The sequence below is a fragment of the Streptomyces sp. NPDC058872 genome (assembly GCF_042743065.1).
In the GTDB taxonomy this organism is placed as follows: Bacteria; Actinomycetota; Actinomycetes; order Streptomycetales; family Streptomycetaceae; genus Streptomyces.
The window spans coordinates 61,870-87,282 of record NZ_JBHYMK010000031.1 but is presented as its reverse complement, the minus strand read 5'-3'; the positions used below and the strand labels follow the sequence as shown (position 1 = coordinate 87,282).

Annotated in this window: 27 protein-coding genes; 10 read left to right on the top strand and 17 right to left on the bottom strand. The window is 72.8% G+C overall.

The features are described from left to right. Nucleotides 1-209 (bottom strand): acyl-CoA dehydrogenase family protein (locus ACFW22_RS20810; protein ID WP_386406670.1); only part of this gene is annotated, 209 nt, incomplete at its 3' end. 120 nt (nt 210-329) lie between these two features. Here ACFW22_RS20810 and ACFW22_RS20805 point away from each other — a divergent pair. Continuing rightward, on the top strand, nt 330-1,661 hold the full coding sequence (locus ACFW22_RS20805) for a UDP-glucose dehydrogenase family protein (RefSeq protein ID WP_386406667.1): 1,332 nt from the start codon (nt 330-332) through the stop codon (nt 1,659-1,661). Nucleotides 1,662-1,726: 65 nt separating this feature from the next. Here the strand turns inward: ACFW22_RS20805 and ACFW22_RS20800 are convergent, their stop codons facing one another. Together ACFW22_RS20800 and ACFW22_RS20795 are read right to left on the bottom strand one after the other, a co-directional pair. Then, nucleotides 1,727-2,650 carry a membrane dipeptidase gene (locus ACFW22_RS20800; RefSeq protein WP_386406664.1) on the bottom strand — a complete coding sequence of 308 codons (924 nt, stop codon included), beginning with the start codon at nt 2,648-2,650 and terminating at the stop codon, nt 1,727-1,729. Nucleotides 2,651-2,839: 189 nt separating this feature from the next. Further along, nucleotides 2,840-3,526, bottom strand: a complete 687-nt coding sequence (locus ACFW22_RS20795) for a tellurium resistance protein (protein ID WP_386406661.1) — start codon at nt 3,524-3,526, stop codon at nt 2,840-2,842. Nucleotides 3,527-3,687: 161 nt separating this feature from the next. On the opposite strand from ACFW22_RS20795, the gene ACFW22_RS20790 reads away from it, so the two are divergent. The 5 genes from ACFW22_RS20790 to ACFW22_RS20770 are packed head-to-tail and all read left to right on the top strand — an operon-like array spanning nt 3,688 to nt 8,188. Continuing rightward, on the top strand, nt 3,688-4,950 hold the full coding sequence (locus tag ACFW22_RS20790) for a methyl-accepting chemotaxis protein (RefSeq protein WP_386406658.1): 1,263 nt from the start codon (nt 3,688-3,690) through the stop codon (nt 4,948-4,950). Further along, a complete protein-coding gene (locus tag ACFW22_RS20785; protein WP_386406655.1) occupies nt 4,947-5,432 on the top strand; it encodes a hypothetical protein in 486 nt (161 codons plus the stop codon). The genes ACFW22_RS20790 and ACFW22_RS20785 overlap by 4 nt, the downstream gene beginning before the upstream one ends. Nucleotides 5,433-5,466: 34 nt before the next feature. Further along, nucleotides 5,467-6,132, top strand: a complete 666-nt coding sequence (locus ACFW22_RS20780; protein ID WP_386406652.1) for a VWA domain-containing protein — start codon at nt 5,467-5,469, stop codon at nt 6,130-6,132. A gap of 11 nt (nt 6,133-6,143) precedes the next feature. Next, nucleotides 6,144-7,232, top strand: coding sequence for a protein phosphatase 2C domain-containing protein (locus ACFW22_RS20775; protein WP_386406649.1), 1,089 nt, complete (start codon nt 6,144-6,146; stop codon nt 7,230-7,232). Next, on the top strand, nt 7,229-8,188 hold the full coding sequence (locus tag ACFW22_RS20770; RefSeq protein WP_386406646.1) for a hypothetical protein: 960 nt from the start codon (nt 7,229-7,231) through the stop codon (nt 8,186-8,188). Before ACFW22_RS20775 ends, ACFW22_RS20770 begins: the two co-directional genes overlap by 4 nt. A 45-nt stretch (nt 8,189-8,233) precedes the next feature. Here the strand turns inward: ACFW22_RS20770 and ACFW22_RS20765 are convergent, their stop codons facing one another. The 3 genes from ACFW22_RS20765 to ACFW22_RS20755 are packed head-to-tail and all read right to left on the bottom strand — an operon-like array spanning nt 8,234 to nt 11,083. Further along, nucleotides 8,234-9,430, bottom strand: coding sequence for a dipeptidase (locus ACFW22_RS20765; RefSeq protein WP_386406643.1), 1,197 nt, complete (start codon nt 9,428-9,430; stop codon nt 8,234-8,236). Then, the gene (purE, locus tag ACFW22_RS20760) at nt 9,427-9,924 is read right to left on the bottom strand and encodes a 5-(carboxyamino)imidazole ribonucleotide mutase (protein ID WP_384881259.1); all 498 of its coding nucleotides are present in this window, start codon (nt 9,922-9,924) and stop codon (nt 9,427-9,429) included. Before purE ends, ACFW22_RS20765 begins: the two co-directional genes overlap by 4 nt. Before the next feature lie 19 nt (nt 9,925-9,943). Then, nucleotides 9,944-11,083 (bottom strand): 5-(carboxyamino)imidazole ribonucleotide synthase, encoded by a 1,140-nt coding sequence (locus tag ACFW22_RS20755; protein ID WP_386406640.1) that lies wholly within the window; start codon nt 11,081-11,083, stop codon nt 9,944-9,946. A 199-nt stretch (nt 11,084-11,282) separates the two neighbouring features. On the opposite strand from ACFW22_RS20755, the gene ACFW22_RS20750 reads away from it, so the two are divergent. Further along, on the top strand, nt 11,283-11,798 hold the full coding sequence (locus ACFW22_RS20750; RefSeq protein ID WP_386406637.1) for a GtrA family protein: 516 nt from the start codon (nt 11,283-11,285) through the stop codon (nt 11,796-11,798). A 130-nt stretch (nt 11,799-11,928) separates the two neighbouring features. Here the strand turns inward: ACFW22_RS20750 and ACFW22_RS20745 are convergent, their stop codons facing one another. Both ACFW22_RS20745 and ACFW22_RS20740 read right to left on the bottom strand, forming a co-directional pair. After that, nucleotides 11,929-13,200 (bottom strand): ATP-binding protein, encoded by a 1,272-nt coding sequence (locus ACFW22_RS20745; RefSeq protein ID WP_386406634.1) that lies wholly within the window; start codon nt 13,198-13,200, stop codon nt 11,929-11,931. A 225-nt stretch (nt 13,201-13,425) separates the two neighbouring features. Next, entirely contained in the window at nt 13,426-14,103 is a 678-nt protein-coding gene (locus ACFW22_RS20740) for a response regulator transcription factor (protein WP_384881238.1), read from the bottom strand. A gap of 426 nt (nt 14,104-14,529) precedes the next feature. On the opposite strand from ACFW22_RS20740, the gene ACFW22_RS20735 reads away from it, so the two are divergent. After that, nucleotides 14,530-16,050, top strand: a complete 1,521-nt coding sequence (locus ACFW22_RS20735; RefSeq protein WP_386406630.1) for a peptide MFS transporter — start codon at nt 14,530-14,532, stop codon at nt 16,048-16,050. Nucleotides 16,051-16,120: 70 nt separating this feature from the next. On the opposite strand, the gene ACFW22_RS20730 is transcribed toward ACFW22_RS20735, so the two are convergent. The 6 genes from ACFW22_RS20730 to ACFW22_RS20705 all read right to left on the bottom strand — a co-directional run bounded on the left by ACFW22_RS20730 (nt 16,121) and on the right by ACFW22_RS20705 (nt 21,231). Continuing rightward, nucleotides 16,121-17,554: a hypothetical protein gene (locus tag ACFW22_RS20730; RefSeq protein WP_386406627.1), complete on the bottom strand. Its 1,434-nt coding sequence runs from the start codon at nt 17,552-17,554 to the stop codon at nt 16,121-16,123. A 14-nt stretch (nt 17,555-17,568) separates the two neighbouring features. After that, nucleotides 17,569-18,633: a hypothetical protein gene (locus tag ACFW22_RS20725; protein WP_386406624.1), complete on the bottom strand. Its 1,065-nt coding sequence runs from the start codon at nt 18,631-18,633 to the stop codon at nt 17,569-17,571. After that, nucleotides 18,630-19,499, bottom strand: a complete 870-nt coding sequence (locus tag ACFW22_RS20720) for a hypothetical protein (RefSeq protein WP_386406621.1) — start codon at nt 19,497-19,499, stop codon at nt 18,630-18,632. Before ACFW22_RS20720 ends, ACFW22_RS20725 begins: the two co-directional genes overlap by 4 nt. Next, entirely contained in the window at nt 19,499-20,194 is a 696-nt protein-coding gene (locus tag ACFW22_RS20715; RefSeq protein WP_386406682.1) for a peptidase, read from the bottom strand. The genes ACFW22_RS20720 and ACFW22_RS20715 overlap by 1 nt, the downstream gene beginning before the upstream one ends. Before the next feature lie 166 nt (nt 20,195-20,360). Next, nucleotides 20,361-20,780: an ATP-binding protein gene (locus ACFW22_RS20710; protein WP_384881229.1), complete on the bottom strand. Its 420-nt coding sequence runs from the start codon at nt 20,778-20,780 to the stop codon at nt 20,361-20,363. A gap of 82 nt (nt 20,781-20,862) precedes the next feature. Then, nucleotides 20,863-21,231 (bottom strand): STAS domain-containing protein, encoded by a 369-nt coding sequence (locus ACFW22_RS20705; protein WP_386406617.1) that lies wholly within the window; start codon nt 21,229-21,231, stop codon nt 20,863-20,865. Nucleotides 21,232-21,454: 223 nt separating this feature from the next. On the opposite strand from ACFW22_RS20705, the gene ACFW22_RS20700 reads away from it, so the two are divergent. Further along, on the top strand, nt 21,455-22,342 hold the full coding sequence (locus tag ACFW22_RS20700) for an RNA polymerase sigma factor SigF (RefSeq protein ID WP_386406614.1): 888 nt from the start codon (nt 21,455-21,457) through the stop codon (nt 22,340-22,342). Nucleotides 22,343-22,391: 49 nt separating this feature from the next. Here ACFW22_RS20700 and ACFW22_RS20695 read toward each other — a convergent pair whose 3' ends face one another. Next, entirely contained in the window at nt 22,392-22,883 is a 492-nt protein-coding gene (locus ACFW22_RS20695; RefSeq protein WP_386406611.1) for a hypothetical protein, read from the bottom strand. A gap of 100 nt (nt 22,884-22,983) precedes the next feature. Between ACFW22_RS20695 and ACFW22_RS20690 the strand changes: the two genes are divergently transcribed. Then, nucleotides 22,984-23,340 (top strand): hypothetical protein, encoded by a 357-nt coding sequence (locus ACFW22_RS20690; protein ID WP_386406608.1) that lies wholly within the window; start codon nt 22,984-22,986, stop codon nt 23,338-23,340. 29 nt (nt 23,341-23,369) lie between these two features. Here ACFW22_RS20690 and ACFW22_RS20685 read toward each other — a convergent pair whose 3' ends face one another. After that, on the bottom strand, nt 23,370-24,077 hold the full coding sequence (locus tag ACFW22_RS20685) for a hypothetical protein (RefSeq protein ID WP_386406605.1): 708 nt from the start codon (nt 24,075-24,077) through the stop codon (nt 23,370-23,372). 74 nt (nt 24,078-24,151) lie between these two features. Continuing rightward, nucleotides 24,152-25,399 (bottom strand): imidazolonepropionase, encoded by a 1,248-nt coding sequence (gene hutI, locus ACFW22_RS20680; protein ID WP_386406602.1) that lies wholly within the window; start codon nt 25,397-25,399, stop codon nt 24,152-24,154. Between the last annotated feature and the right edge of the window lie 14 nt (nt 25,400-25,413).

Genomic DNA, 25,413 nt, shown 5'->3' with positions numbered 1-25,413 from the left:
CCGCCGTAGGCCTCCGGGACGTGCACCGCGTGCAGGTCGTTGGCGACCAGCGCGTCCAGGGCCTCCCGCGGGAACCGGCCCTCCTCGTCCACCGCCGCCGCGAACGGAACGATCTTCGCCTCCGCGAGGGCACGCACCGACTCCCGGAGCATGTCGTGCTCCTCGGAAGGCCGGTACAGGTCGAAATCGGTGGAACCCGCCACGCTCATCCACTCCTCTGCGTGCTAACTACCGTTAAGTAACCCAAAGGGTAGGGCGCGCCCGGGCCCCGGACCAGCGCACGACTATGCTCGGGCAGGCATTCCGCCCGACGTTCCCTGGAGTCCCGCATGGCCCTCAAGATCACCGTGATCGGCACCGGCTACCTCGGCGCCACCCACGCCGCGGCCATGGCAGAACTGGGCTTCGAGGTGCTCGGGCTGGACGTCGTCCCCGAGAAGATCGAGATGCTGTCCGCCGGACGGGTCCCGATGTTCGAGCCGGGCCTCGAAGAACTGCTCGCGAAGCACGTGGCCGGGATCGAGGGCTCCAGCGGCCGGCTGCGCTTCACCACCTCCTGGGAGGAGGTCGGCGCCTTCGGCGACGTGCACTTCGTCTGCGTGAACACTCCGCAGAAGCACGGCGAGTACGCCTGCGACATGAGCTACGTGGACGCCGCCTTCGCCTCCCTCGCCGGGGTCGTCCGCGCCGGAGCGTTGGTCGTCGGCAAGTCGACCGTGCCGGTCGGTTCCGCCGAACGGCTCGCGGGGCTGCTCCCGGAGGGCGTCGACCTCGCCTGGAACCCGGAGTTCCTCCGGGAGGGCTTCGCCGTCCAGGACACCCTGCACCCGGACCGGATCGTGGTCGGCGTGCGCGGCTCCGACGACCGGGCGGAGAAGACGCTCCGCACGGTGTACGCGGTCCCCGTGGGCGAGGGCTCGCCGTTCGTGGTGACCGACTTCCCGACGGCCGAACTGGTGAAGACGGCCGCCAATTCCTTCCTGGCCACGAAGATCTCCTTCATCAACGCGATGGCGGAGGTCTGCGAGGCCGCCGGCGGCGACGTCGCCAAGCTCGCCGAGGCCATCGGCCACGACGACCGGATCGGCGCCAAGTTCCTGCGCGCCGGCATCGGCTTCGGCGGCGGCTGTCTGCCGAAGGACATCAGGGCCTTCATGGCCCGCGCGGGCGAGCTGGGCGCCGACCAGGCCCTGACCTTCCTCCGCGAGATCGACTCGATCAACATGCGGCGGCGCGGCCAGATGGTGGAGATGGCCCGCGAGGCCCTCGGCGGGGGCACCTTCCTGGGCCGCCGGGTCGCCGTGCTCGGCGCCACCTTCAAGCCGGACTCGGACGACGTCCGCGACTCCCCCGCGCTGAACGTCGCCGGCCAGATACACCTCCAGGGCGGCCAGGTGACCGTCTACGACCCGAAGGGCACGGAAAACGCCCGCAAGCTCTTCCCCACCCTCGGCTACGCCTCCTCGGCCCTGGACGCGGTGCGCGGGGCGGACGTGGTCCTCCACCTGACGGAGTGGCGGGAGTTCCGCGAGCTCGACCCGGCCGAGCTGGCCGCGGTCGCCGCCACCCGCACGGTCCTGGACGGCCGCAACGCCCTGGACGGCGAGCGGTGGCGGGCCGCCGGCTGGACCTACCGGGCGATGGGCCGCCCCACCGCCTGAGCCGTGGGGACGAACGGGGAGGGGCGCACCGCCGGGCGGTGCGCCCCTCCGTCGTCCCCCTGCGGTCAGGCCGCGACCGGCCGGATCCGGTTCGTCCGGGACAGGAACTCCGTGTCGCGCAGCGCCCGGGTGGCATTGGCATGGGCGAGGCCGACCAGCTCCCGGGCGGTCCAGCCGCGACGGAGCAGTTCCGCGAAGAGCGGGACGTAGCCGAGGGCCGGGGCAGTGGTGTGGGAGACGCCCGTGCACTGCGGACCCGCCTCCGCCCGCACCCGGTCGAGGAGGTCGGCGGCAGCGGCCGGATCGTCCGTGACCGTGACCATGAGGACGGCGCCGTTCTCCCCGAGGAGCCGCAGGACGTCATCGGGGAGGGCCTCGGGGGTCGCCCGGGTCAGCAGGGCCGGGGCGCGGGTGACGGCGAGGGCGCGGCGGACCGTGTCCTGGTCGGCGCCGGAGAGGTCGACGGCCAGGCCGATGCGGTTCATCTCGCGCACCGCCTCACGGGCGAAGCGGTCGAAGCGGGTGAGGTTGACGGCCCGTACGCCCAGGGCGTGGTAGGCCCGCAGGGTGGCGGCGGAGCCGCCCAGCGCCGTCCAGCTGACCGGGCCGAGCAGGGCGGCGACGCGCCCGCAGTTGCGGGCGTGGGCCAGCTCGGTGGTGGTGTGGGCGAGGCGCAGGTCCTCGGGGCAGGCCGCGACGAGGGCGCGGACCGCGTCGATCCGCCGTAGGGTGCCGATGACGCCCTCGTCGGCCTCGACGTGCAGCGACCAGAGCTGGGCCCCGGCTTCCGCGACCCGGGCGGGCGGCAGGTCCTCCGGGTCGAGGGCCTTCGGGAGCTCCGTGTGGCCCTCGGTGACGGGCTGGGCGGCCAGGATGGCCCGGGCGCGGGCCGTCTCGTCGAGCGGCGGGGGTGGCTCTGGCGGGTCGGGCTCGCCGGCGGCGGCAGGGACGCTGGTGAGGGTGGGATGGTCGTCTAGCAGATCCGCCATGGTCTTACTCCGAACTCGGCGATGCAGTACCGCCCCGCCGAAGGCGACGGGGCAGTACCGTCCACCGTGCCACCGGCCCCCGCGTGGAGGCGCGGTGGGCTGGGCCGTCCGGGTGAGCGGCCGGTGCGGCGACCCCGGCGGCCCGGAGCGGTCCGGGCCGCTCCGCGACGCCCGCGGGACGCGTCCCGTTCAGTCCTTGGTGCACCAGAACCATGCGAGGCCGAAGCCGTACGCCTGGTCGATCAGTTGCTGGGTGCTCACCCCGTACACCGGGGTGAACCAGCGGACCTCCCGACGCACCGCCAGGCCCCCCGTGCCCGATTCGATCAGGGCGACCGCGCAGGCCGTCGCTCCCCGGGGGGCGTCGTCGAGCAGGATCCGGAAACCGGCCGACGGGGCCGTGACCGTCACCATCGCACCCAGGCTCCGGAAGTCCACCGCCCCTTCGTAGACGTAGGTGTAGACGAGCATCCGCCGGATGCGGGAACGGTGTTCGAGGTTCGTCCGCAAGGTCTCGCCGTCCGAGGAGGCGCCGCTGCGGTCGTCCTGGTCGAGTTGGACGTACGGCGGTGCGGTGAGCGCCCCGAAGGAGTTGCCGAGCGCCTGCACCACGTCCCGGCTGCCGTCGGCGAGTTCGACCAGACAGCCGAGGTCCAGGTCCGCGCCGGTCGAGGCGGACCAGTTGAGGTTGGCCTGGAGGATCCCCCGCCCCGCCACGAGCCCCCGGGGGACCCGCTCGGTCAGCAGGGTGTCGGGCCGCTGGGCGGGGTGCTCCTCGGCCCGGCCCGTCGGCCGGGCGTCGGGGCCGCTGTGCACCGGGCGGTCGCCGGTCAGCGGTTTGAGGCGGATGACTCCGCGACGGCGCTCGTCGCCCATGGCGACTCCCCCTCCTGGACGGTCACTTCACCTGTGCGCACAGTAGCGGCACGTGGGCTACGATGCCTTCCCGTCCGGGGGATCCGAGGGGTGCCGCACCAGCGCCGGGGGGCGCGGGGGCACGACGGCTCGACCCCCGTTTCCTTCACCTGGGGGTGGGCATGCCCGTTGGGGCTTCGGCAAATCGTCACCGGCTGGCCCAGGAGGTCGAGGACCTCTCGCGCGAGGCGGCCCTGGCCTCTCGGGCCGAGGAATTACGGCAACTCTCCGAGGCGTTGAGGGCCGCGAGCAGTGACACCCGCCCGTTGGACCCCTGGACCGACCTCGACCTGTTGCACGCCTACGCCCGCCCGGAAAGCATCGCCCACGGCGCCGTCGCGCACGAACACCCCGCGTGGAGCCGCCTGGAGGCGCTCCTCGGCGGTCTGGTCTTCGTCCCGCTCGCCCTCACCTGGATGGGTCTGACCCAAGCGTCCAGCGCCTACGGGGCGTTGACGGGGGTGGACCCGAAGGCCGCCTCCCGACCCTTCCTCCAGCTGTGGCAATCCGGCTTCGAGGGACACCTGACCGGCTTCTTCACCTTCGGGCACGTCGCCGGGACCGCGACCGGCGCCATCCTCGTCCTCCTCGCCCTGGTGCTGGTGCACGGATGGCGGCGCGCCGAGACCTCGCGCCGTGCGGCGGAGTCCGAGCGGCTCGCCGACGAGCTGATGCGCCGGCTCGTGCCCGTGCTGACCAGGGTGCAACTGGTGCTCAACTCCCACCGGCTCTCCTCCCCGCGCCGTTTCACCGCCGAGTTGACGCAGTCCGCCGAAACCCTGAAGCGGCTCGGAGACCGTGCGGCGACGACCACACAGGAACTGACGCAGGCGGCGCTGCTCGTCGGCAACTCGCTGGACAGCGCGGAGAAGCGACTGGCCGGCGTCGACGGTTCGGTCCGCCCGCTGGAGTCCGCCGCGACCAGGATCGAGGAGGCGGTGCGGGGCAGCGGCAAGGAGGTCGAGGCCGCGGTGAGCGGCAGCGGGGTCATGGTCCGCAAGGCCCTGGAGGACGTGCGGGGAACGAACGTCGAGGTGAAGGACGTCCTGGCGAAGGCCGGGGAGCGGGTGGAGGACTCCGTGACGGTGCTCGCCGCCGCGCAGCGCTCGTTCACCACCGGCATCGAGGTGACGGGCGACCTCTCGGCCCAGGTGCTCGGCAGGTTGACGGAGGTGGTGGAGGCCTCGGCACGCGGCAGTGCGGAGGCCCACGCCCTCATCGGCAGGTTCGCCGACCAGGCCGATGCCCTGGGCCTGGTGGCCGAACGGCTCGGGAAGTCCGTGGAGGCACTGCACTCCGCACTCGCGGACACCGGCGCCCACGACGCGGTGCCCGTGCTCACGGCACGACAGCAGGCCGGGGCGGACCGGACCGAGGTCCGGTGAGGGCCCCCCGGTTCAACGCCCTCCACCTGGCGGGCTGGCTGTTCGCGGACATGCTGCTCGTCCTCGCGCTGGTCGCGATGGGCGACCAGGGCGACCCGCTGGCGGCGGAGCGCGCGGGCACACCGACCGGCACCGCGGCTCCGACGCCGGCCCCTTCGAAGAGTGCCGCGCCCAAGGGGCCGCGCGCGGTGAACCGTACGCCGGTCAAGGTGTCCATCGACGCCGCCCCGGGAGACGGCGCCCGCATCCTGGCGCAGCTGAAGGCCGTGACCGCGCGGTACGAGGGGCGCCAGGCGGCGTTCGTCCTCACCTTCGGCCGCCACCCCGATCCCGGTCCCGGCGGCGCGTACGCGGGCGAGGTCAACTCGCTGCTCCCGAAGGCCCGTCCCGACATGTTCGAGGGCGCGACCACCCGCGACTTCTGGAAGGGCGGGACCTCTGGCGGGCACGCCGACATCGAGATCTACTTCTACACCTACTGAACGGCGGCCGACGTCCCGCCGAGGAGGACCATCCATGCAGATCCTTCCGTTCTACCTGCTGTGCGACGAGTCGGGTTCGATGGCGGGCCCCAACATCGACGCGCTCAACGACGCTCTGCCGAAGCTCCACGACGAGATCAGCACCAATCCGACCGTGGCCGACAAGACCCGCTTCTGCCTCATCGGTTTCTCCACCGAGGCCAACGTCCTCCAGCCCCTGGTCGACCTGAGCGACATCGAGGAGGTCCCGGCCCTCGCGGCCGGTGGTCTCACTTCGTTCGGCAACGCCTTCCGGACGCTGCTGCGCTGCCTTGAGGCGGACGTCGCCCGCCTCAAGGCCGAGGGCCACGAGGTGTACCGCCCGGTGGCCTTCTTCATGTCGGACGGCGTCCCGACCGACGACGACTGGCAGCAGGCGTACAAGGAGCTGTCGCAGTCGCGCTACTGCCCGAAGATCATCGCGTTCGGGGTGGGCGACGCCGAGGAGTCGACCATCGCGCAGGTGGCGAACTTCCGTGCCTTCATCCAGCAGGACCAGAACGTGTCGCCCGCCGCGGCCCTGCGGGAGTTCGCCTCCAGCCTGACCAAGTCCATCGTGCGCTCCGCCACCAGCATCGCCGCCGACGGCAACTCCGACTTCACGCTCTCCGTGGAAGAGACCGTGCCCGGCTTCGCGACCGTGTCGCTGGACAAGCTTTGAGGGCGGACGGCATGACGGAGCACGAGAACCGAGCGGAAGCCGTACCGGTCCACGGGCCGGCCCGGGAAGGGACCCCGCCCCCGGTCGCACCCGCGGCGGAGCCGACGGCACCGCCCGCCACCGCCGCGGAGCCCCGGGACGCCCCCGCCGCACGGCACACCGCCCCCTCCGGGCCGGCGGGAGACTCCCGCCCGCCGACCCTCGGTCCTCCCGCACACAGCGGGGCCAAGCCGCCGCTCTACCCCTCGGTGCCGCAGGGACGCCCGTGGGTCTCGGACGGCAACGCCGCCGCGTCGATCGTGCCCGACACCGTTCTGGACGGGGCCTCCCACGGGGCGCTGACCGTACGGGCGGCCTCCGTGCGCGGTGACGCCCACCGGTACCTGGGCGAGCCCCGGCAGGACTCGACCGCGGTGGCCTTCGTCGGGGAACCCGCCACCGGCCGGCTGATGGTGCTCGCCGTCGCGGACGGGGTCGGTTCGCAGCGGCTCTCGCACGTCGGGTCGACCCAGGCCTGCCGGATCGCCGTCTGGACCCTCGCCCTCCACGCCGGCGAGGTCCACGACGCCCTGGCGGCCGGACGCGAGGACCGCTTCGCCGAGGTGGCGGAGCAGACCGTGGAGCGGGTCGCCACCCGCCTGCTGCACCGCGCCCAGAAGAGCGACACCGACCCCCTCGCGTACTCGACCACCCTCCGCGTGCTCCTCGTCCCGCTCGATCCGGAGGTCCGTGCCCGCGGCCTCATCACGGTCGGGGACGGCGGCACCGCCCTGCTCCGGGACGGGACCTGGGACCTGGCACCCGGCGGGGCGGCCCGGGAGTCCGGGGACGGCGTCATCGACACCCGTACCGCCGCTCTGCCGGCGACCCGCACCGCTTCCGCCCGGCTGCTGACCACCCGCCCCGGGGACGTCCTGGTCCTCTCCACCGACGGCCTCTCCACTCCGCTGGCGGGCGAGCCCTCGATGCGGGAGTTCCTCGGGGCGGCCTGGAGCGGTGGTGCCCCGGAACCCGCCGACTTCCTCTGGCAGTTCCAGTACCGGGTGAAGTCCTACGACGACGACCGCACCGCGGCGGTGCTGTGGGAGGCACGGACGTGACGGTGCACGACGGCACCGACACCGAGCGGTCCGACCTGAAGCTGCTGGGGGAACTGGCGACCGGTGGCCAGGGCAGGGTCCATGCGGTGGGCGGGCCCGGAGGGCTGCTGTTCAAGGAGTACCTGGACCCCCGGAAAGTGGACGGGGAGGCCCTGTCGGCCCTCGTGCTGCTGCGGCAGGGGCTGGGCGGGGAGGACCGGCAGCGGCTGGACCGGGACGCCGCCTGGCCGCTGTGCCGGGTGACGGACGGCGGCCGGGTGACCGGCTTCCTCATGCGCCGGGCGCCCGCCACGATGACCTGGCGGTCCTCGAAGGGGGACGAGAGGCTGATCGAACTGTCGTACCTGCTGCGCCCGCCGAAGGCGGCCTGGCAGGCGGTGCGACAGCCCACGCCGTCCGAGCGGCACGCACTGGTGGTGGCACTCGTGGAACTCCTCGGCTGGCTGCACGCGATGGGGCTGGTGATCGGCGACCTCTCGCAGGCCAACGTGCTGTGGTCGCTCGCGCCGAGACCGGGCCTGCACCTGTTGGACTGTGACGGCGTGCGGATCACGGGACGGCCACCGGTCCTCGCCCAGGCCGACACCCCGGACTGGTGGGACCCGAAGGCGCCTCCCGGGGTGGTGAGCGTCGACAGCGATCGCTACAAGGCGGCGCTGATGGTCGGCCGGATCCTCGCTCAGGACGCGTACGTCGCGCCGGGACGGCCCTTCTCGCCGCTGGCGGGGGTCCTCGACGAGCGGCGGACGGCCGCGGTGCAACGGCTGTGGGGGCTGGCGGACGGCCCGTACGGGAGCCGGCCCGACCTCGGCCAGTGGCGCACCGCGCTGGCCGGTCGGGACACGATCAAGTTGGTCGCCTCCACACCGGCGCTCCGACCGACCGTCGACCGCTCGCTGTTCGACGGCGGAAGGGACCGCCGGCGGGGAACCATCCGGTTCCGCGACGCCCCGTAGCTCGCGGAGGGGCCCCGGTCGTGCGGGGCCCCTCCGCGCGGACGGTCACGAGCCGTCGAGCGCCTCGATGGTGGCGTTCGACGGGGCCGTACGGCCGCTCAGGTCGCGGGAGACGGCTTCCGCGTCCCGGAGGACGCGGACCGCGTTGGACCAGGTCAGCTTGGCCAGGTCCGGGTGGGACCAGCCGCGGTGCAGCAGTTCCGCGATCAGGTGGGGGTAGCCGGCGACGTCATCGAGACCGGCCGGGGTGAAGGCGGTGCCGTCGTAGTCGCCGCCGATGCCGATGTGGTCGATGCCGGCGACCTCGCGCATGTGGTCGAGGTGGTCAGCGACCGTGGCCGCGGTGGCGATCGGGCGCGGGTTCGCCTCTTCGAAGGCGCGGTGCAGCGCCATCGCCCCGGCCGTGGTGTCGAGGTGGTCGAAGCCGTGCGCCCGGAGGTTGTCGTCCGCCCGCGCGGTCCACTCGACGGCCGCGGGGAGGATGAACTTCGGCACGAAGGTGGCCATCGCGACGCCGCCGTTGGCGGGCAGCCGCTCCAGGACGTCGTCCGGAACGTTGCGCGGGTGGTCGCAGACCGCCCGGGCCGAGGAGTGCGAGAAGATCACCGGCGCCGCCGTGGCGTCGAGCGCGTCCCGCATCGTCGTCGCGGCGACGTGGGAGAGGTCGACGAGCATGCCGGAGCGGTTCATCTCGTGGACGACCTGCCGGCCGAAGGCGGAGAGGCCACCGACCCGGGGCCGGTCGGTCGCCGAGTCCGCCCAGTCGTTGTTGTCGTTGTGGGTGAGCGTCATGTAGCGGACGCCCAGGGCGTGCAGCGCGCGCAGGGTGGCGAGGGAGTTGTTGATCGAGTGGCCGCCCTCGGCGCCCTTCAGGGAGGCGATGCGGCCCTGCTTCCGGGCCGCCTCCATGTCGTCCGCCGTCAGGGCCGGGGCCAGGTCGGCGGCGTACCGGTCGAGGAGCTGGTCGACGACGTCGATCTGCTCCAGGGTCGCGCTGACCGCGTGGTCACCGGCCAGCCGGCAGGGCACGTACACCGACCAGAACTGGGCGCCGACGCCGCCGGCCCGGAGCCGGGCGAGGTCGGTGTGGAGCGCCCCGGTCTGGTCGGTGCCGATGTCCATCCGGTCCAGGTCGTAGCGGACGTGCTCGCGCAGCGCCCACGGCAGGTCGTTGTGGCCGTCGACCACGGGCGACGAGGCCAGGAGCTCCCTGGCCTCGTCGAGACGGTCGGCCGCGCTCACTTGGCGAAACCGAAGGACGCCGCGCCCTCGACCTTGGTGCGCAGCCGCTTGCCCTTCTCGGTGGCCTGGTCGTTGAGCTCCTGCTGGAACTCGCGCATCCGGGCGAGGAGGTCGGCGTCGTGCGCGGCGAGGATCCGGGCCGCGAGCAGGCCCGCGTTGCGGGCGCCGCCGACGGAGACCGTGGCGACCGGGACGCCGGCCGGCATCTGCACGATGGAGAGCAGCGAGTCCATGCCGTCGAGGTACTTCAGCGGCACCGGGACGCCGATGACGGGGAGCGGGGTGACGGAGGCGAGCATGCCCGGCAGGTGGGCGGCGCCGCCGGCCCCCGCGATGATCGCCTTGAGTCCGCGGCCCGCGGCCTCCTCGCCGTACGCGATCATTTCGCGCGGCATCCGGTGTGCGGAGACGACGTCGACCTCGTACGGGATCTCGAACTCGTCCAGGGCCTGTGCCGCGGCCTCCATCACGGGCCAGTCGGAGTCGGACCCCATGACGATGCCAATGATCGGGTTACTCAACGATCGTTCCTCGCAGATAGCCGGCGGCGTGACGGGCGCGCTCCAGCACGTCGTCGAGGTCGTCGCCGTAGGTGTTGACGTGGCCCACCTTGCGACCGGGCTTCACGTCCTTGCCGTACATGTGGATCTTGAGCTGCGGGTCCCTGGCCATGCAGTGCAGGTAAGCGGAGTACATGTCCGGGTAGTCGCCGCCGAGGACATTGCACATCACGGTCCACGGTGCGCGCGGGCGCGGATCGCCGAGGGGCAGGTCGAGAACCGCCCGAACGTGGTTGGCGAACTGCGAGGTGATCGCGCCGTCCTGGGTCCAGTGGCCCGAGTTGTGCGGGCGCATCGCCAGTTCGTTGACGAGGATGCGGCCGTCCGTGGTCTGGAACAGCTCGACGGCGAGGTGGCCGACGACGCCCAGCTCCTGGCCGATCCGGAGCGCCAGCTCCTGGGCCTGCCCCACCAGCTCGTCGTCCAGGTCGGGCGCGGGCGCGATGACCGTGTCGCAGACGCCGTCGACCTGACGGGACTCGACGACCGGGTAGGCGACGGCCTGCCCGTGCGGGGAGCGGACGATGTTCGCCGCGAGCTCGCGGACGAAGTCGACCTTCTCCTCGGCGAGGACCGGGACGCCGGCGAGGAAGGGGTCGCGGGCGTCCTCCGGCTTGCGGACGAACCAGACGCCCTTGCCGTCGTAGCCGCCGCGCACGGTCTTCAGGATGATCGGGAAGCCGCCGACCTCGGACGCGAAGGCCTCCGCGTCCGCCGGGTCGGTCACGATCCGGTGGCGGGGGCTGGGCGCACCGATCCGGTCGAGCCGGGCACGCATCACCCCCTTGTCCTGGGCGTGCACGAGCGCGTCCGGGCCGGGCCGGACCGGGATGCCGTCGGCCTCCAGGGCGCGCAGGTGCTCAGTGGGGACGTGCTCGTGATCGAAGGTGATCACGTCGCAACCGCGCGCGAAGTCACGCAGCGTGTCCAGGTCGCGGTAGTCACCGATCACGACCTCGCCGGCCACCTGCGCCGCGGAGTCCTGTGGGGTGTCGCTGAGGAGCTTGAACTTGATGCCGAGGGGGATGCCCGCCTCGTGGGTCATACGGGCGAGCTGCCCGCCTCCGACCATGCCTACTACGGGGAACGTCACCCTCTTAGGGTATCCGCACCATCAGGGAACACTCGTCCGGCTGTGTTTTGGCACAAGATCCGAGCGGTTCCGGCGCGGACGGGGGAGAGGTTCTCCACAGCTTTGAGCGGTCCACGGGTGGGTGAAGGGGGCGCTGGTTAGCATGGTTGGGTTGACGTCGCCCGGACGTCACCCGGACGGACGGGACAGAGCGATCACCATGAGTGAACCCGGCGTGCTGCGCACGCGACTCCAGGGGCTCTTCCGCGAGGTCGCCAAGTTCGGGGTGGTCGGCGGCCTCGGCGTGCTGGTCAATCTCGGCGCCTTCAACCTGGTCCGGAACATGACGGAGATCCCGGTGGTGCGGGCGAGCCTGATCGCCACCGCGATCGCGATCGCCTTCAACTACGTCGGCTTCCGCTACTTCACGTACCGCGACCGGGAGAAGTCCGGGCGCACCAAGGAACTGACGCTGTTCCTGCTGTTCAGCCTGGTCGGCCTGGTCATCGAGAACGGCATCCTGTACGCGGCGACCTACGGCTTCGGCTGGGACGGGCCGCTGGCGAGCAACTTCTTCAAGTTCTCCGGCATCGGCATCGCGACCCTCTTCCGCTTCTGGTCCTACCGCACCTGGGTGTTCCGGGCACTGCCCGCGAAGGAAGCCGTCCAGACCGCCGAGTCCTTCCTGGAGCGGGCCCCGCGGCAGGCGACCCGCCGCCAGCCCGACCGCGTCTGACCCCGGCGCCGGGGCCGGGTGGCCGTCGGGCGGCGCCCGACGTCGACCGACGGCGCCCGATGTCGACCGGGTCGGGGCCGGGTGGTCGCCGGGCGGGCGTTCACCGGGCGGGCGTTCACCGGACAGGCGTTCACCGGACGGGGCGCTCCCCTGCTTCGTCCTTGACGCTCCTGACCTCCCGGCTCAGGAAGAGCGCGAAGACCGGCGGCTGCTGCTGGAGCAGCTCCAGTCGGCCGCCGTCCGCCTCCGCCAGGTCACGGGCCACCGCAAGGCCGATGCCCGTGGAGCTCCGACCGCTGACGGCCCGCTCGAAGATGCGTGCGCCCAGGTCGGCGGGGACGCCGGGGCCCTCGTCGGTGACCTCGATCACCGACTGGTTGCCGGTGACGCGGGTGCGCAGGGCGACCGTGCCGCCGCCGTGCATCAGCGAGTTCTCGATCAGGGCGGCGAGGACCTGGGCGACCGCGCCGGGGGTGCCGACCGCCCGCATCCCCTGCTTCCCCGAGTGGACGATGGCCCGCCCGGCGCTGCGGTAGGCGGGCCGCCACTCCTCGATCTGCTGCTTGACGACCTCGTCCAGGTCGAAGGCGACGGCGGAGCCGGTGCGGGGGTCCCTGGCATTGGTGAGGAGCCGCTCGACGACGTCCGTGAGCCGCTCCACCTGGGTGAGTGCGATCGTCGCCTCCTCCTTGACCGTGTCCAGGTCGTCGGCGAGGGCGACCTCCTCCAGGCGCATGGAGAGGGCGGTCAGCGGGGTGCGGAGCTGGTGGGAGGCGTCGGCGGCGAGCCGGCGCTCGGCGGTGAGCATCCGTGCGATGCGCTCGGCGGAGGCGTCGAGGACGTCCGCGACCCGGTCCAGCTCGGGCACCCCGTACCGCTTGTGCCGGGGACGCGGGTCTCCTGAGCCGAGGCGCTCGGCGGTCTCGGCGAGGTCGGTCAGCGGGGACGCCAGCTTGTTCCCCTGTCGCACGGCGAGGAGGACGGCGGCGACGACCGCGAGGAGCGCCACCGCACCGATGATCAGCAGGGTGCGGCCGACCTCGGCGGTGACCACGGAGCGGGACTCCTCCACGACCACGGTCTCGCCGCGCTCGCCCTCGGCGAGGCCGCGGATCACGTCCCCCTCCGGGCGGGTGCCGATCTCGATGGGGTTGCGGCCGGGGATGCGGATCTGGGCGTACCTCTTGGCACCGCTCTGCTCGGCGAGGATGTCCGGGTTGACCGGCTCGCCGCCGATCAGCCGGCTGTCGACGATGGAGACGATCCGCAGCGCCTCGGAGTCCACGCTCTCCTGGGCGCTGTTGGAGATGGTGCGGGTCTCGACCAGGACGAGGGAGAAGCCGAAGACGGCGATGACGACGAGGACGACGGCGAGCGTGGAGTTGATCAGGCGGCGGCGCACGGTGCGGTGCCTTCCGGGGCGGGGTACGGGGCGCTCCCGAGCGTACGGGGCGACCGTCCCGCCGGGCCGGGGCCACGGAGCCGGGGGCTCGCCGTGCGGGGTGCGGGGCGGCACCGTCGGGCCGGGGGCGCGCGACGGGCGCCCCGGGACCCCTGCGGGATCACCCGGCAGGGCTCGCCGCCCGCTCCGACCGACCCGGTGGACCGCGGTGCGGGGCCGCCTGTCTCAGCTCTTCTCGAAGCGGAAGCCGACGCCGCGGACCGTCGCGATGTAACGGGGGTTGGCCGCGTCGTCGCCGAGCTTCTTGCGGAGCCAGGAGATGTGCATGTCGAGGGTCTTGGTGGAGGACCACCAGGTGGTGTCCCAGACCTCGCGCATCAGCTGGTCGCGCGTGACGACCCGACCGGCGTCCCTGACCAGCACCCGGAGCAGGTCGAACTCCTTGGCGGTGAGCTGGAGCTCCTCGTCCCCCATCCAGGCGCGGTGGGACTCGACGTCGATCCGCACGCCGTGGGTGGTGGGGGCGGCGACGGGCTCGGTGGAGCCGCGCCGGAGCAGGGCCCGGACCCGGGCGAGGAGCTCGGCGAGCCGGAAGGGCTTGGTGACGTAGTCGTCGGCGCCCGCGTCGAGCCCCACGACGGTGTCGACCTCGTCCGCCCGGGCGGTGAGGACCAGGATGGGGACCGCGTGGCCTTCGGCGCGCAGCCTTCGGGCGACCTCCAGGCCGTCCATGCCGGGCAGGCCCAGGTCGAGCACGACCAGGTCGACGCCGCCCTGGAGTCCGGTGTCGAGGGCGGTCGGCCCGTCCTCGCGGACCTCGACCTCGTACCCCTCTCTCCGCAGGGCGCGGGCCAGCGGTTCCGAGATGGATGCGTCGTCCTCGGCGAGCAGTACACGGGTCATGGGGTGATGGTAGTCCGCGCGGCGCCGGAGCCGGGGCGGGATCCGTCGGGCCGGAATGACGCCTGGGGATCGTGTGGACATCCTGCACATGACCTTCGAATGTCCTTGTCCGGTTCCACACCTACCTGTGATCCATCTCTCAAGTCCTTTCATATCCGGCACTGTCGTGTCGTATGGTGTCGAGACGTCAGTCGCGGTAAACAGGGACCTTTGGCCAGCTTCATCGCCAAGGTCCTCTTTCTGCGTGAGGCCGGCTCCGCCGAAGCCTCAAGACGGTGAAAGACCTGTGGGTCGGGTCCCGGGACGCGAAGACGCATGTTCCGGGGCGTGGATCCCGGCGGAATCACACGAATCCACCGGTGCCGGCCTCCCCCACCGGGCGCACCACGCTCACAAGGCGTGCGTCCCGACAGAGCAAGGATCGACATGGCGTCCAGCCTGACGACGACTTCGACCGGAACCCCTGGCTCCGGGAAGACGTTCTTCGGCCACCCCCGTGGTCTGGCCACCCTCTTCATGACCGAGATGTGGGAGCGCTTCTCCTACTACGGCATGCGGGCCCTTCTCGTCCTGTACCTGGTCTCCGGCGGCGCGGACGCCGCGACGGGCAGCCAGGGCGGCGGCCTCGCCATGACGGCGGCCACGGCCACGGCCATCTACTCGGTCTACGTGTCGATGGTCTACCTGATGGCCATGCCCGGCGGTTGGTTCGGCGACCGCGTCTGGGGCGCCCGCAAGACCGTCACCATCGCCGGTTTCGTGATCATGGCCGGTCACGCCTCGCTGGCCATTCCCGGCCAGGCGATGTTCTTCGTCGGCCTGGCGCTGGTCGCCGCCGGCTCGGGCCTGCTGAAGGCCAACATCTCCACGATGGTCGGCCACCTCTACGACGGCCCGGACGACCCGCGTCGTGACGGCGGCTTCACGCTCTTCTACATCGGCATCAACCTCGGCGCCTTCCTCGCCCCGCTGGTCATCGGCACCGTCGGCGAGAAGCACAACTGGCACCTGGGCTTCCTGATCGCGGCCATCGGCATGGCCCTGGGTCTGGCCCAGTTCCTGTTCGGCACCCGCCACCTGAGCGAGAAGAGCAGCGTGGTCCCGAACCCGCTCTCCGCCGACGAGCGCAAGTCGATGCTGGTCAAGGTCTGCGCGACGGCCGCCGTCATCGCGGCCTTCTACGGCGGTGTCGTCGCCGCCGGCCTCTACACCCTGAACTGGGCGCTGGTCCCGATCACCCTGGCCGGCCTGATCATCCCGATCGCCGTGATCGTCCGCATCAAGCGGGACAAGGACCTGACCAAGACCGAGCAGTCCAAGGTCTCCGGCTACATCTGGTTCTTCGTGGCCGCGGCCATCTTCTGGATGATCTACGACCAGGGCGGCTCGACCCTGTCCCTCTTCGCGGACAGCAAGACCGCCGACCACATCGGTCCGCTGAGCTTCCCCGCCACCTGGTTCCAGTCGCTCAACCCGCTGTTCGTCATGGCGCTGGCCCCGGTCTTCGCCTGGCTGTGGCTGTGGCTCGCCCGCCGCAACCAGGAGCCGAGCACCATCGTGAAGTTCTCGATGGGTCTCCTCGGCATCGGCGTCTCGTTCTTCGTCTTCCTCGCCCCGATCGGCATGGCCTCCGGCGACGCCAAGGTCAGCCCGATGTGGCTGGTCAGCATCTACATGATCCAGACCATGGCCGAGCTGTGCCTGTCCCCGGTCGGCCTGTCGCTGACGACGAAGATGGCCCCGAAGAAGTACGCCTCGCAGATGCTGGGCGTGTTCTTCCTCGCCGTCACCGCCGGCGACTGCACCACGGGTCTGCTCTCCCTCGCGGGCGTGGACCTGAACGGCACCGGAATCATCGCGCTGCAGGCAGCGGCGGCGACCCTGGCCGCCTTCGCGATCTTCATGTACCGCAAGAAGGTCCGGGCGCTCATGGGCGACGTGCACTGACGTCCCCCGCACGCGGCCGGAGGGCCGTCGCACCGATCCGGTGCGGCGGCCCTCCGTCGTTCCCACCCGGTCACCTGCGCAGCCGCGCCCACGGGGTGAAGGTGAACACCGCGCCGCCGACCAGGATGATCGTGCCCGCGACCAGGGCGAGCGCCCGCAGGGCGCCGTCGTTCTCGGCTCCGGTCTCGGCGAGGTTCCCGCCGGAGGCGCCGCCCGAGCCCGAAGCGGAGCCCGTACCGCCGGCGGAGCCGCCCGAGGCCCCGCCGGCCTGCTTGCTCGTGTCCAGCTCCAGGGAGGCCTGCACGGAACCCTTGACCTGGCAGGGGATGACGATCGGTGAGCCGCCGAGCGAGACGCTGATGGTGAGCGCTCCCGGGCTGAGGGTGGACCTGCCCGTCGCCCCCGGCGTGTAGGTGCCCTTCATGTCGGACAGGTCGACCGGCTTGCCCGCCTCCAGCGGGGCCGCGTTGGCGGGACCCGTGACCTTCACCGTTCCGCTGTCGGCGCCCCCGATCTTGACGTCCATGGAGGGCTTGAGGGCTCCGGCGGGCAGGGCCGCGGGGCTGTTCATGACGCCCTTGGCGGTCTTGACCGTGAGCTCGTAGCCGCCGCCGTTCTTCTTGGCGTCGATCGTCACCTTGGAGGCGATCGACGCGGGGCCGGGGGGCTGGCAGGAGAACTGGACCGCGACCTGGGTGCCGGGGAAGTCCGTCTGCCCGCCACCCCCACCGCTGGAACCGCCGGAAGCCCCGGAAGCCCCGGAAGCCCCGGAGCCGCTGGTGCCGCTGGTGCCGCCGGAGGAACCCGTACCGCCGGAAGCCGTGGAGCCGCCCGAGGAGGTGGTGGTCCCGCCGGAGGAGGTCGACCCGCCCGAAGCCGCGCCTCCCGAGGAGGTCGACCCGCCGGAGGAGGTCGACCCGCCGGAGGCCGTGGTACCGCCGGAGGCCGTGGAGCCTCCCGAGGAGGCACCCCCTCCCCCGTCCGTCACCTTGATCGTCGCGCCGACCGGCACCGTTTCCTTGGGGGAGCACTTGGTGTCCGTCGACAGGGGCTTGGACACGTTGATGGTGTACTTGCCGGGCGTCAGCGTGACCTCGCCCGCCTTCTCCAGCTTCAGCCTCCCCTTCATGTCGGGGAGCAGCATCGGGCTGTTCTTGGGGATCGGCGGGTTCTGGCGCGGCCCCTCCATCGCCACGGTCCCGTCCGCCGCGCCGCCCACCGCAAGGACCCCGGTGGGCTTCACCGTGTCCTTGCCGAGGTCGAGCACGTCCGGGTTCTTCGAAGCGGCCTGGACCGTCTTCCACACGATCTCGACCTCGTCGCCGACCTTGGCTTCCGCAGGCGCGGTGATCAGCACCTTCGTGGTGCCCTGCACGGGCGGAAGCCCCGAGATCGGCGGCGGGACGCACTCCGTGGCGTACGAGGTCTCGGCCGCCCGGGCGGGGCCGGCGGCGCACAGGATTCCCGCACCGCCGAGCACCAGCGCCACCCCGGCCGCGCTCATCCTCCGTTGCGTACTCACGCATGTCCCTTCGTCGTCGGGCTGCTGTTCTCTGGCGCTGACGGTGCGGAGTCAGGGCTGAACCACGGCAGGGCCGCGATCGTCCCCCCGTCCCCCGGGTCCACCGGCGGGGCGGGGGTACGGGTACGGGCCCGGCGGCGCGGGCGCGGTGCGGTCCGGGGCCCGGGGCTGCTGGGCCCGGGGGTGCGGGCGGCTCCGTGGGCGGGCCGCATGCGGTCGACCAGGGCCATGCCGATCCGGAACAGGGCGGCGGGCACCACGACGGCGAGGAGCACCCAGAAGAACGTCACGCCCCAGGGCCTGCCGACCCCCCAGGGCTGCTCGACGAGGACCTTGCCCGCGTACTTCACGGACACGCGGTAATCACCGTGGGCGCCGGCCGCGAGCTCCGCGGGAAGACGGACCAGGGCCTTTCCGCCGGGTTCGATCGTGCCCCGCCAGGGGCGTTCCTCGTACTGGGGCGCGAAGACGCCGTGGCTGGTGCCCACTTCGAAGACGGGGTCCTCGACGGGGGTCGGGCCGAGGTTGCCGACGGTGAAGACGACCTCGCGGCGCGGGGGCGCACCGAACCAGACGAGGAGGCCGCTGGAGCCGTCGAGCCGCACGGCGGCGAGGACGGCAAGGCGGCCGTCGCCGGTGGCCTCGGGGAGCGGAGCGGTGGGGTGTCCGGCGACCGTGAACTCCTTGTCTACGGAGTCCTGTTGGCCGGTGACTCCGGCGACGTGCACCACGCAGGGGCAGGGCTCGGGCGGTTCGGCGACGGGGAGCTTGGTGCTGAACGCGCCCCGGGAGTCGACGGTGGCGGCCCGACCCGCGGTGTTGGCACAGGAGTTGGTGCCGCCGATGACCCCCCGGTCCGGGGCGCCCCGGCCGCAGATCAGGATCATGAGCAGCGCGCCGGGTTTCCAGCCGCTGCCGCTGACGGTGAGCTCGCCGCCCGTGCCGCCCTCCGTCGCGGAGAGTTCGACCACGGGCCCCGGTGCCGCCGTCGCGGGGACGGTCGGCAACAGTACGAGGGCGAGGGCGGTGAGGAGGGCTGCGGCCGTGCGGATCGCGTTCATGGTGTCGCTCCCCCCGGGGATCGTCGGGCGCGGGACCCGATGCGGCGCCGTGCCGCGTGTCCGACGCCGCCCGCGGCCGCCAGGAGCAGCACGGTCGCGCCGGTGGGTGCGGGGCCCGGGGCGAAGGCGGCCCGGACCCGGGCGGTCGAGGGGGCCGCGCCCGGGGCGGTGGCCGTGAGCCGGACGGTGACCGAGTCGAGGGCGGGCGGATCGGGCCAGGGCTCGGTGCGGGCGGCCCGCTCGCCGGGGCGGAGGACGAGCTGCAGGGAGCGCTCCGGGCGGTCGAGGACGGTGCCGAAGAGCCCTTCGGCACGGACCGCGAGGCGGGGTGCGAGGACCGTGCTGCCGCGGTTGACCAGGGTGTACCGGAGGCTTCCGGCGACTTCGTCGAAGCGGACGTCCTCGACGGTGAGTGCCGCGAGGCGGGGGCCGCTGACCCTCAGCCGCAGGTCGACGCGCACCTCGCGACCGGCGGCCTCGGCCCGCACGGTGCCGCGGTGCTCGCCGGGCGGGGCGTCGGCGGCGAGGGTGACGGCGAAGGGCACGTCGGCCCGGGTCCTGGCGGGCACGGTCACGGTCGGCTCGGCGAAGGACACCGGGGCGCCCTGCCCGGTGAGGCGCACGGTGAGCGGGGCCCCGCCCGGGTTGGTCAGCGACAGGGTGTCCTGGAGGACGCTGCCCGCCGGACCCTCCAGATAGGCGTACGGCCGTCCGGCGGCGGGGGTCGCCGTCCAGTCCTGGGGGGCGGGGGGCGCCGCCGCGACCGCGAGCAGGGCGGTCGCGGCGGCCACCAGCCCGGGGCGGTTCGCCTTCCGGCGCACGGCACGGGCCGTCGCCTGGCGATCGGGACGGGCAGCCGTCCGCATCAGCGTGCCGTGCGCCGGGTGAGCCAGAGGACTCCGGCCGCGCCGGTCAGCAGGACGGTGCCGCCGAGGGTGCCGAGCGCGACGGCGGAGTCGAGCGGGCCGGTCCTGGGGAGTTCGCCACCGGTGCCGCCGGTGCCGCCGGCGGCGGGGGGCGGGGTGTCGCTTCCCGTGCCGCCGATGACACCGGTGACCTGGAGTGCGAGCGACGGTCGGGGGGTGTTCTTCGGGGTGCAGACGGCCGCGTCCATCCCGAGGGCGTGGACGGTGAGGGTGCCCGCCGTGAAGGTGACCTCGCCGTTCTGCTTCGGGGTGAACGTGCCGGTCAGGGTGCCGATCTTGATGGGGGTGTCGGGCGGGATGGCGGCCGTGTTGGGGGTGCCCTTGACCTTCAGCGTGCCGCTCGCGGCCCCGCCGAGGAGGAGGTCGGCGCGGGGGGTCATGACTCCTTTGGGGAGCTCGACCGGGCTGTCGGACACGCCCTTCTCGAAGGACATGGTGATCGTGTAACCGCTGCCGCTCTTGACGGCCTTGATGTCGACGGGCGAGACGGCGCTCTTGGGGCCGATCTTCGTCTCGCAGGCGTAGTCGACGTCGATGACGGCCGCGCGGGCGGCTGGTGCGCCGGCCAACACGGTCGTGCCCGTCACGACGGCCGTGGCCGCGAGCGCGGCGCCCGTCCTCCTCCGCTTCGACACCTTGGACACCGCGAACACCCCTCACCGCAAGACAACTGACGGTCTTTCAGATTGGGCGTCAAGGTACGCCTCCGGCCGTGCGGAGGGAAGGCAGGGGAACGAGTGGACTTGTGGATCCCCCCTTCCCGCCGGAAGGGGCGCACCCGGGGAAAGCCGGGCGACGGCCCTACGCCGGCGAGGCCAGCTCGGCCCAGACGGTCTTGCCGGGCGCACCGGGCATCCGGTCGATTCCCCAGTCCAGACAGAGGCGCTGCACGATGAACATGCCGTGCCCGCCCGGGCGGCCCGACCGGTGCGGGGTCCGCGGCGCGGGCTGCCCCGCGCCGCGGTCGGTGACTTCGAGGCGAAGCGTCCGGGGCATCCGCAGCACGCGCAGCCGCTCGGGCCCCTCGGCGTGCAGACAGGCATTGGTGACGAGCTCGGAGACGACGAGCAGGACGTCCTCGGCGGCGGCCCTGCGGTCCGCGGTGCCGGCCGGCAGCCAGCCCCAGGCCTGGAGCGCCGAGCGGGTGAAGTCCCGGGCGAGCGGGACCGTACCGCTGGTCTCGCCGAGGGCGAGCGTGCGGACGTCGCCATCCTGGTCCATCAACGCTTCACCTCACCGATCGACGGGACAGAGGGGGACAGGACGCACGGCGGGACCGTGCGGGACGGTGCGGAGTGCGGGGTCAGCCGGGGAGGGCCGTGTCGAGCGTCTCATGGACGATGAAGACGGCGTCCGCGCCCGTGATGTGGAACACCCGGGCGACCGCCGGCCGCATGCCCACCAGATGGACCCCGCCACCGCCGGCGGTGGCCCGCAGGCGGGCACCGAGCAACACGTTGAGCCCGGTCGAGTCGCAGAACTCCAGGCCCGAGCAGTCGACGACGAGCCGTGAACGGCCCGCGTCCAGCGCACCGTCCAGGGGGTCGCTCAGCAACTCGGCCGTGTGGTGGTCGAGCTCGCCCACCGGGGTGAGGAGCACGCTCTCGCCCACGTCCCGGACCTCGACCCGCAGCCGCGCGGGCGGCGCGCTGCCGATGTGCTCGCGGTCCATGGCCGTGCCCTCTTCTCGCTCTCGCGGATGCCGCCGGATGTGCCCCGAACCCTACAAGCGCGACACCCTTCGATGCACGCGAGGTACTTCACATATCGGCACGCAGCGGATTATTGGCACTTGCAACCATCAGGGTCTTCCGGGTAGGGCTAGAAGGGAACGTCCGACCCGGCCGGCTTTGGAGGCGCCGCAAACCGCAGCGAGCAGCACCAGAAGGAGACCCATGTCACCCCGGCTCGACGCCCCGCGTACCCTCGACGCGCCGTCGGCAGCACTTCCCCCCTCACCCGTCGTCGACCTTCCCGACCAACTGCACGGCACGCCGCTCGACCGGGTCGCCCCGGCCGATGCCCGTGCCCTGTCGAAGGAGCTCTTCGCCCGGCTCTCCGAGCTGGAGGAGGGCACCCACGACCACGCGTACGTCCGCAACACCCTCGTCGAACTCAACCTCGCCCTGGTCCGGTTCGCCGCCGCCCGGTTCGGCACCCGCAGCGAACCGATGGAGGACATCGTCCAGGTCGGCACGATCGGCCTGATCAAGGCGATCGACCGCTTCGAACTGACCCGCGGCGTCGAGTTCCCGACCTTCGCGATGCCCACGATCATCGGCGAGATCAAGCGCTTCTTCCGTGACACCTCGTGGTCCGTGCACGTGCCCCGCCGGCTCCAGGAGCTCCGGCTCGAACTCGCGAAGGCCGGTGACGCGCTCGCCCAGCGACTCGACCGCGCCCCGACCGTCGCGGAGCTCGCCGAAGAGCTCGGCATCACGCCGGAAGAGGTCGTCGAGGGCATGACCGCGAGCAACGCCTACACCGCTTCCTCGCTCGACGCCCAGCCCGACGAGGAGGACGGCGCGGGCGGCGAGGCGGCCCTCGCCGACCGGCTGGGCTACGAGGACAACGGGCTCGCGGGGATCGAGTACATCGCCTCCCTCAAGCCGATGATCGCCTCACTGCCCGCCCGCGAGCGACAGATCCTCTCCCTCCGCTTCGTCTCCGGGCTGACCCAGTCGGAGATCGGCGCGGAGCTCGGCATCTCGCAGATGCACGTGTCCCGGCTGCTCGCCCGCACCCTGGGGCGGCTGCGCCGGGGGCTGACTCTGGAGGAATGACCTCCCTCCGCCTCCCGAAGCCGCCAAGAGGCTTGCGGAACGGGCCCGTTCACGGTCTGCCGACCCTGAGCGGGCCCGTTCCTTCGCCCGCTGCGCTGCGCAGCGGGCGAAGGAACGGGAGCCAGGAGCGGGCCGTCCGCACGGACCCGGGGCTTCGGGGGACCGCACGGCTCCTGCGTACGCAGAACCGGAAGACCGGTTGCACGAGCGGCTCGGGGACCGGGCAGCCCTCGCCCACGTCGATCACCGGCAAGGCGAAGGCCCGGAGGACGGCGCCCTGGCTGTCGGAGACGCCGAAGCCGATGGCGAGCCCCCGGGCGCGCGGGAGGTCACCGGCCTGGTCGACGTGTACGAAGAAGACGGTGTGGTGCGGGGCGGAGCCGCGGCGGTCCGCACCGGGGGCGTCCGACCCGGGGGCGTCCGTGTCGGGGGCGTCCGTGTCGGGGGCGTCCGGCCACGGCCCTCGCCAACCGCTGTCCGTGGTGCCGTCGCCGTCGGACCGGACGAACCCCGGCCCGCCGACCGCACGGCCGGCGGCCATCGCCGATAACCGGTGGCCACGGGTCGGAACGGGCCGTTACCGTCGGCCCTCCCCGGCAGCCGGATCCGACGGCCGCCCACGTCCTGGAAGGCCCACCGCGATGACCGGCCGCACCCGCCCGACGACGACCCTGTGGCGCCCCACCGGTCCCGTCGAACTGGAGCTGGTCCGGGGACTCGACTGGCGCGCCTGGCCGCCCCGGCTACCGGAGCAGCCGATCTTCTACCCGGTCCTCAACGAGGAGTACGCGGTGAAGATCGCACGGGACTGGAACGTCAAGCACAGCGGCGCCGGCTATGTGACCCGCTTCGAGGTCGACGCGGAGTTCCTCCGCAGGTACCCGGTCCGGCAGGCGGGCGGGCGGACGATCCTGGAGCTGTGGGTGCCGGCGGAGGACCTGGACGAGTTCAACGCGCACATCGTCGGCGAGATCCGCGTCGTTCACGAGTTCCGCTGACGGGACGCCGGCCCGGGCGGCGCGGGGGCTCAGGACCGGCGCGCGACGTCCGGGCAGCGGACCTCCGGGGAGCCCCCGTACGGATCGAGGTCGGTGCGGGTGCCGTCACGGCTGCCCGCCAGGCACAGTGCGCCTCCCATGACGCGCAGGTCGAGGGTGAACTCGACCCTCCCGTTGACTTCCCGGGGGCCGTCCAGGCGGTGGTCGACGTCGTACCCGATGCCCCGGAGGGCCTTCTCGACCTCGGCCGGGGTGCGGGCCGCGGCGCCGTCCAGGGCCTGGGCGATGCGCTTGCCGTGGAGGGGTGCCGTGCACTTCTCCACCGCGCTCAACACGGTCTCCTGCCGGGCGCGTTCGAAGCTCCAGGCGCTTTCGGAGGGCGGGGCGGACTCCGGGAGGGGGAGGTCGGACGGGTGACCGGTGGGCGGCTGCGGCCCGTCCGGGCCCCTCGGGGGCGGCACCGCGGGGAGGCCCTCCGCGCAGGGTTCGGCGACCTCCGCGACGAGCTGCACGAAAGCGAGCTCGGCCGCCCGCTGTCCGGGAGGGAGGCCCGGGTCGTCGGCGGGGTCCGGAACGGGTGCGGTGGGGGTCCGGGACACCGTGGAGGGGGCTGCGGGGGCCGCCGGGTCCGTGCGCCCCGCCCCTTCCGTCCCGCAGGACGTGAGGGCGAGGGCGCACAGGGCCACGAGCGCCGGGCCGCGGCCGGCCCGTTCCTTCCGGAGGGGAGTTCGCGTCATGGGGGCAGTCTGGACCGTGGTGGTCCGCCCCGGTCGGGCGCCCCCGGTCGGGCGCCCCCGCTCCCGGCCCGTGCTCAGACCACCCGCACGCCCGCGCGCCAGACCTCCGCCACCAGGGGCACGCCGGGGCGGTAGGCCAGGTGGACGTGGGACGGGGCGTCCAGGACGGTGAGGTCGGCGCGGGCGCCGACGGTCAGGCGGCCCACGTCGGTGCGGCGCAGGGCCGCCGCGCCGCCGGCCGTGGCGGACCAGACCGCCTCGTCGGGCGTCATGCCCATGTCCCGTACGGCAAGGGCGATGCAGAAGGGGACCGAGGAGGTGAAGGACGATCCGGGGTTGCAGTCCGTGGACAGGGCGACTGTCACGCCCGCGTCCAGGAGGCGGCGGGCGTTCGGCCACTCGGCACGGGTGGAGAACTCGGCGCCCGGGAGGAGCGTGGCGACCGTGTTGCCGGACGCCAGCGCGTCCACGTCCGCGTCCGTGAGGTGGGTGCAGTGGTCGGCGCTCGCCGCGTCCAGTTCCACCGCCAGCTGGACGCCGGGACCGTAGGTGAGCTGGTTGGCGTGCACCCGGGGGTGGAGGCCCCGGGCCTTGCCCGCGGTGAGGATCGCGCGGGCCTGGTCGCCGTCGAAGGCGCCCTTCTCGCAGAAGACGTCCACCCAGCGGGCGTACGGGGCGCAGGCGTCCAGCATCTCGCCGGTCACCAGCTCCACGTAGGCGGCCGGGTCGTCCGCGTAGTCCGGGGAGACGATGTGCGCGCCGAGGTAGGTGACCTCGTCGGTGTGCCCGGCCGCGATGCGGAGGGCGCGGGCCTCGTCCTCGACGGTCAGGCCGTAACCCGACTTCGTCTCGAAGGTGGTCGTGCCCTGGCGCAGCGCCTCTCCCATGAAGCGGGCCACGTTCGCCGAGAGCGCCTCGTCGCTCGCCGCGCGGGTGGCCGCCACCGTCGTCCGGATGCCGCCCGCCTTGTAGGGCTGGCCGGACATGCGGGCGTTGAACTCGGCGGTGCGGTCGCCCGCGAAGACGAGGTGGGAGTGGGAGTCGACGAAGCCGGGGATCACGGCCCGGCCGCCGGCGTCGACCCTGTTGTCAGTGGCGGGTGCTTTGCTGGATTCACCGACCCAGACGACGCGGTCGCCGTCGATGACGACGGCCGCGTCCTGGATCAGGCCCAGGGAACTGCCATCGCCGAGGGAGGGATCGTTGGTGACCAGGTTGGCGATGTTGACGACGGCGGTGGCGGTCGTCGCCACGGCACTGTTCGCGCTCGTGGGGGCGGGCGTCGCCGCCGGGGTGTTCGTTGCCGCGGGGCCGGTGTTCATGAGGGGTGTCTCCT

Excerpts from the sequence above, each read along its gene's own strand:
- ACFW22_RS20700 (WP_386406614.1), top strand. The coding sequence starts at position 21,455 with ATGTCACCCCGGCTCGACGCCCCGCGTACCCTCGACGCGCCGTCGGCA.
- ACFW22_RS20705 (WP_386406617.1), bottom strand. The coding sequence starts at position 21,231 with ATGGACCGCGAGCACATCGGCAGCGCGCCGCCCGCGCGGCTGCGGGTC.
- ACFW22_RS20740 (WP_384881238.1), bottom strand. The coding sequence starts at position 14,103 with ATGACCCGTGTACTGCTCGCCGAGGACGACGCATCCATCTCGGAACCG.
- ACFW22_RS20710 (WP_384881229.1), bottom strand. The coding sequence starts at position 20,780 with ATGGACCAGGATGGCGACGTCCGCACGCTCGCCCTCGGCGAGACCAGC.
- ACFW22_RS20805 (WP_386406667.1), top strand. The coding sequence starts at position 330 with ATGGCCCTCAAGATCACCGTGATCGGCACCGGCTACCTCGGCGCCACC.
- ACFW22_RS20780 (WP_386406652.1), top strand. The coding sequence starts at position 5,467 with ATGCAGATCCTTCCGTTCTACCTGCTGTGCGACGAGTCGGGTTCGATG.
- ACFW22_RS20790 (WP_386406658.1), top strand. The coding sequence starts at position 3,688 with ATGCCCGTTGGGGCTTCGGCAAATCGTCACCGGCTGGCCCAGGAGGTC.
- purE (WP_384881259.1), bottom strand. The coding sequence starts at position 9,924 with ATGGGGTCCGACTCCGACTGGCCCGTGATGGAGGCCGCGGCACAGGCC.
- ACFW22_RS20800 (WP_386406664.1), bottom strand. The coding sequence starts at position 2,650 with ATGGCGGATCTGCTAGACGACCATCCCACCCTCACCAGCGTCCCTGCC.
- ACFW22_RS20735 (WP_386406630.1), top strand. The coding sequence starts at position 14,530 with ATGGCGTCCAGCCTGACGACGACTTCGACCGGAACCCCTGGCTCCGGG.
- ACFW22_RS20750 (WP_386406637.1), top strand. The coding sequence starts at position 11,283 with ATGAGTGAACCCGGCGTGCTGCGCACGCGACTCCAGGGGCTCTTCCGC.
- ACFW22_RS20775 (WP_386406649.1), top strand. The coding sequence starts at position 6,144 with ATGACGGAGCACGAGAACCGAGCGGAAGCCGTACCGGTCCACGGGCCG.
- ACFW22_RS20685 (WP_386406605.1), bottom strand. The coding sequence starts at position 24,077 with ATGACGCGAACTCCCCTCCGGAAGGAACGGGCCGGCCGCGGCCCGGCG.
- ACFW22_RS20690 (WP_386406608.1), top strand. The coding sequence starts at position 22,984 with ATGACCGGCCGCACCCGCCCGACGACGACCCTGTGGCGCCCCACCGGT.
- hutI (WP_386406602.1), bottom strand. The coding sequence starts at position 25,399 with ATGAACACCGGCCCCGCGGCAACGAACACCCCGGCGGCGACGCCCGCC.
- ACFW22_RS20720 (WP_386406621.1), bottom strand. The coding sequence starts at position 19,499 with ATGCGGACGGCTGCCCGTCCCGATCGCCAGGCGACGGCCCGTGCCGTG.
- ACFW22_RS20695 (WP_386406611.1), bottom strand. The coding sequence starts at position 22,883 with ATGGCCGCCGGCCGTGCGGTCGGCGGGCCGGGGTTCGTCCGGTCCGAC.
- ACFW22_RS20730 (WP_386406627.1), bottom strand. The coding sequence starts at position 17,554 with ATGAGCGCGGCCGGGGTGGCGCTGGTGCTCGGCGGTGCGGGAATCCTG.
- ACFW22_RS20795 (WP_386406661.1), bottom strand. The coding sequence starts at position 3,526 with ATGGGCGACGAGCGCCGTCGCGGAGTCATCCGCCTCAAACCGCTGACC.
- ACFW22_RS20725 (WP_386406624.1), bottom strand. The coding sequence starts at position 18,633 with ATGAACGCGATCCGCACGGCCGCAGCCCTCCTCACCGCCCTCGCCCTC.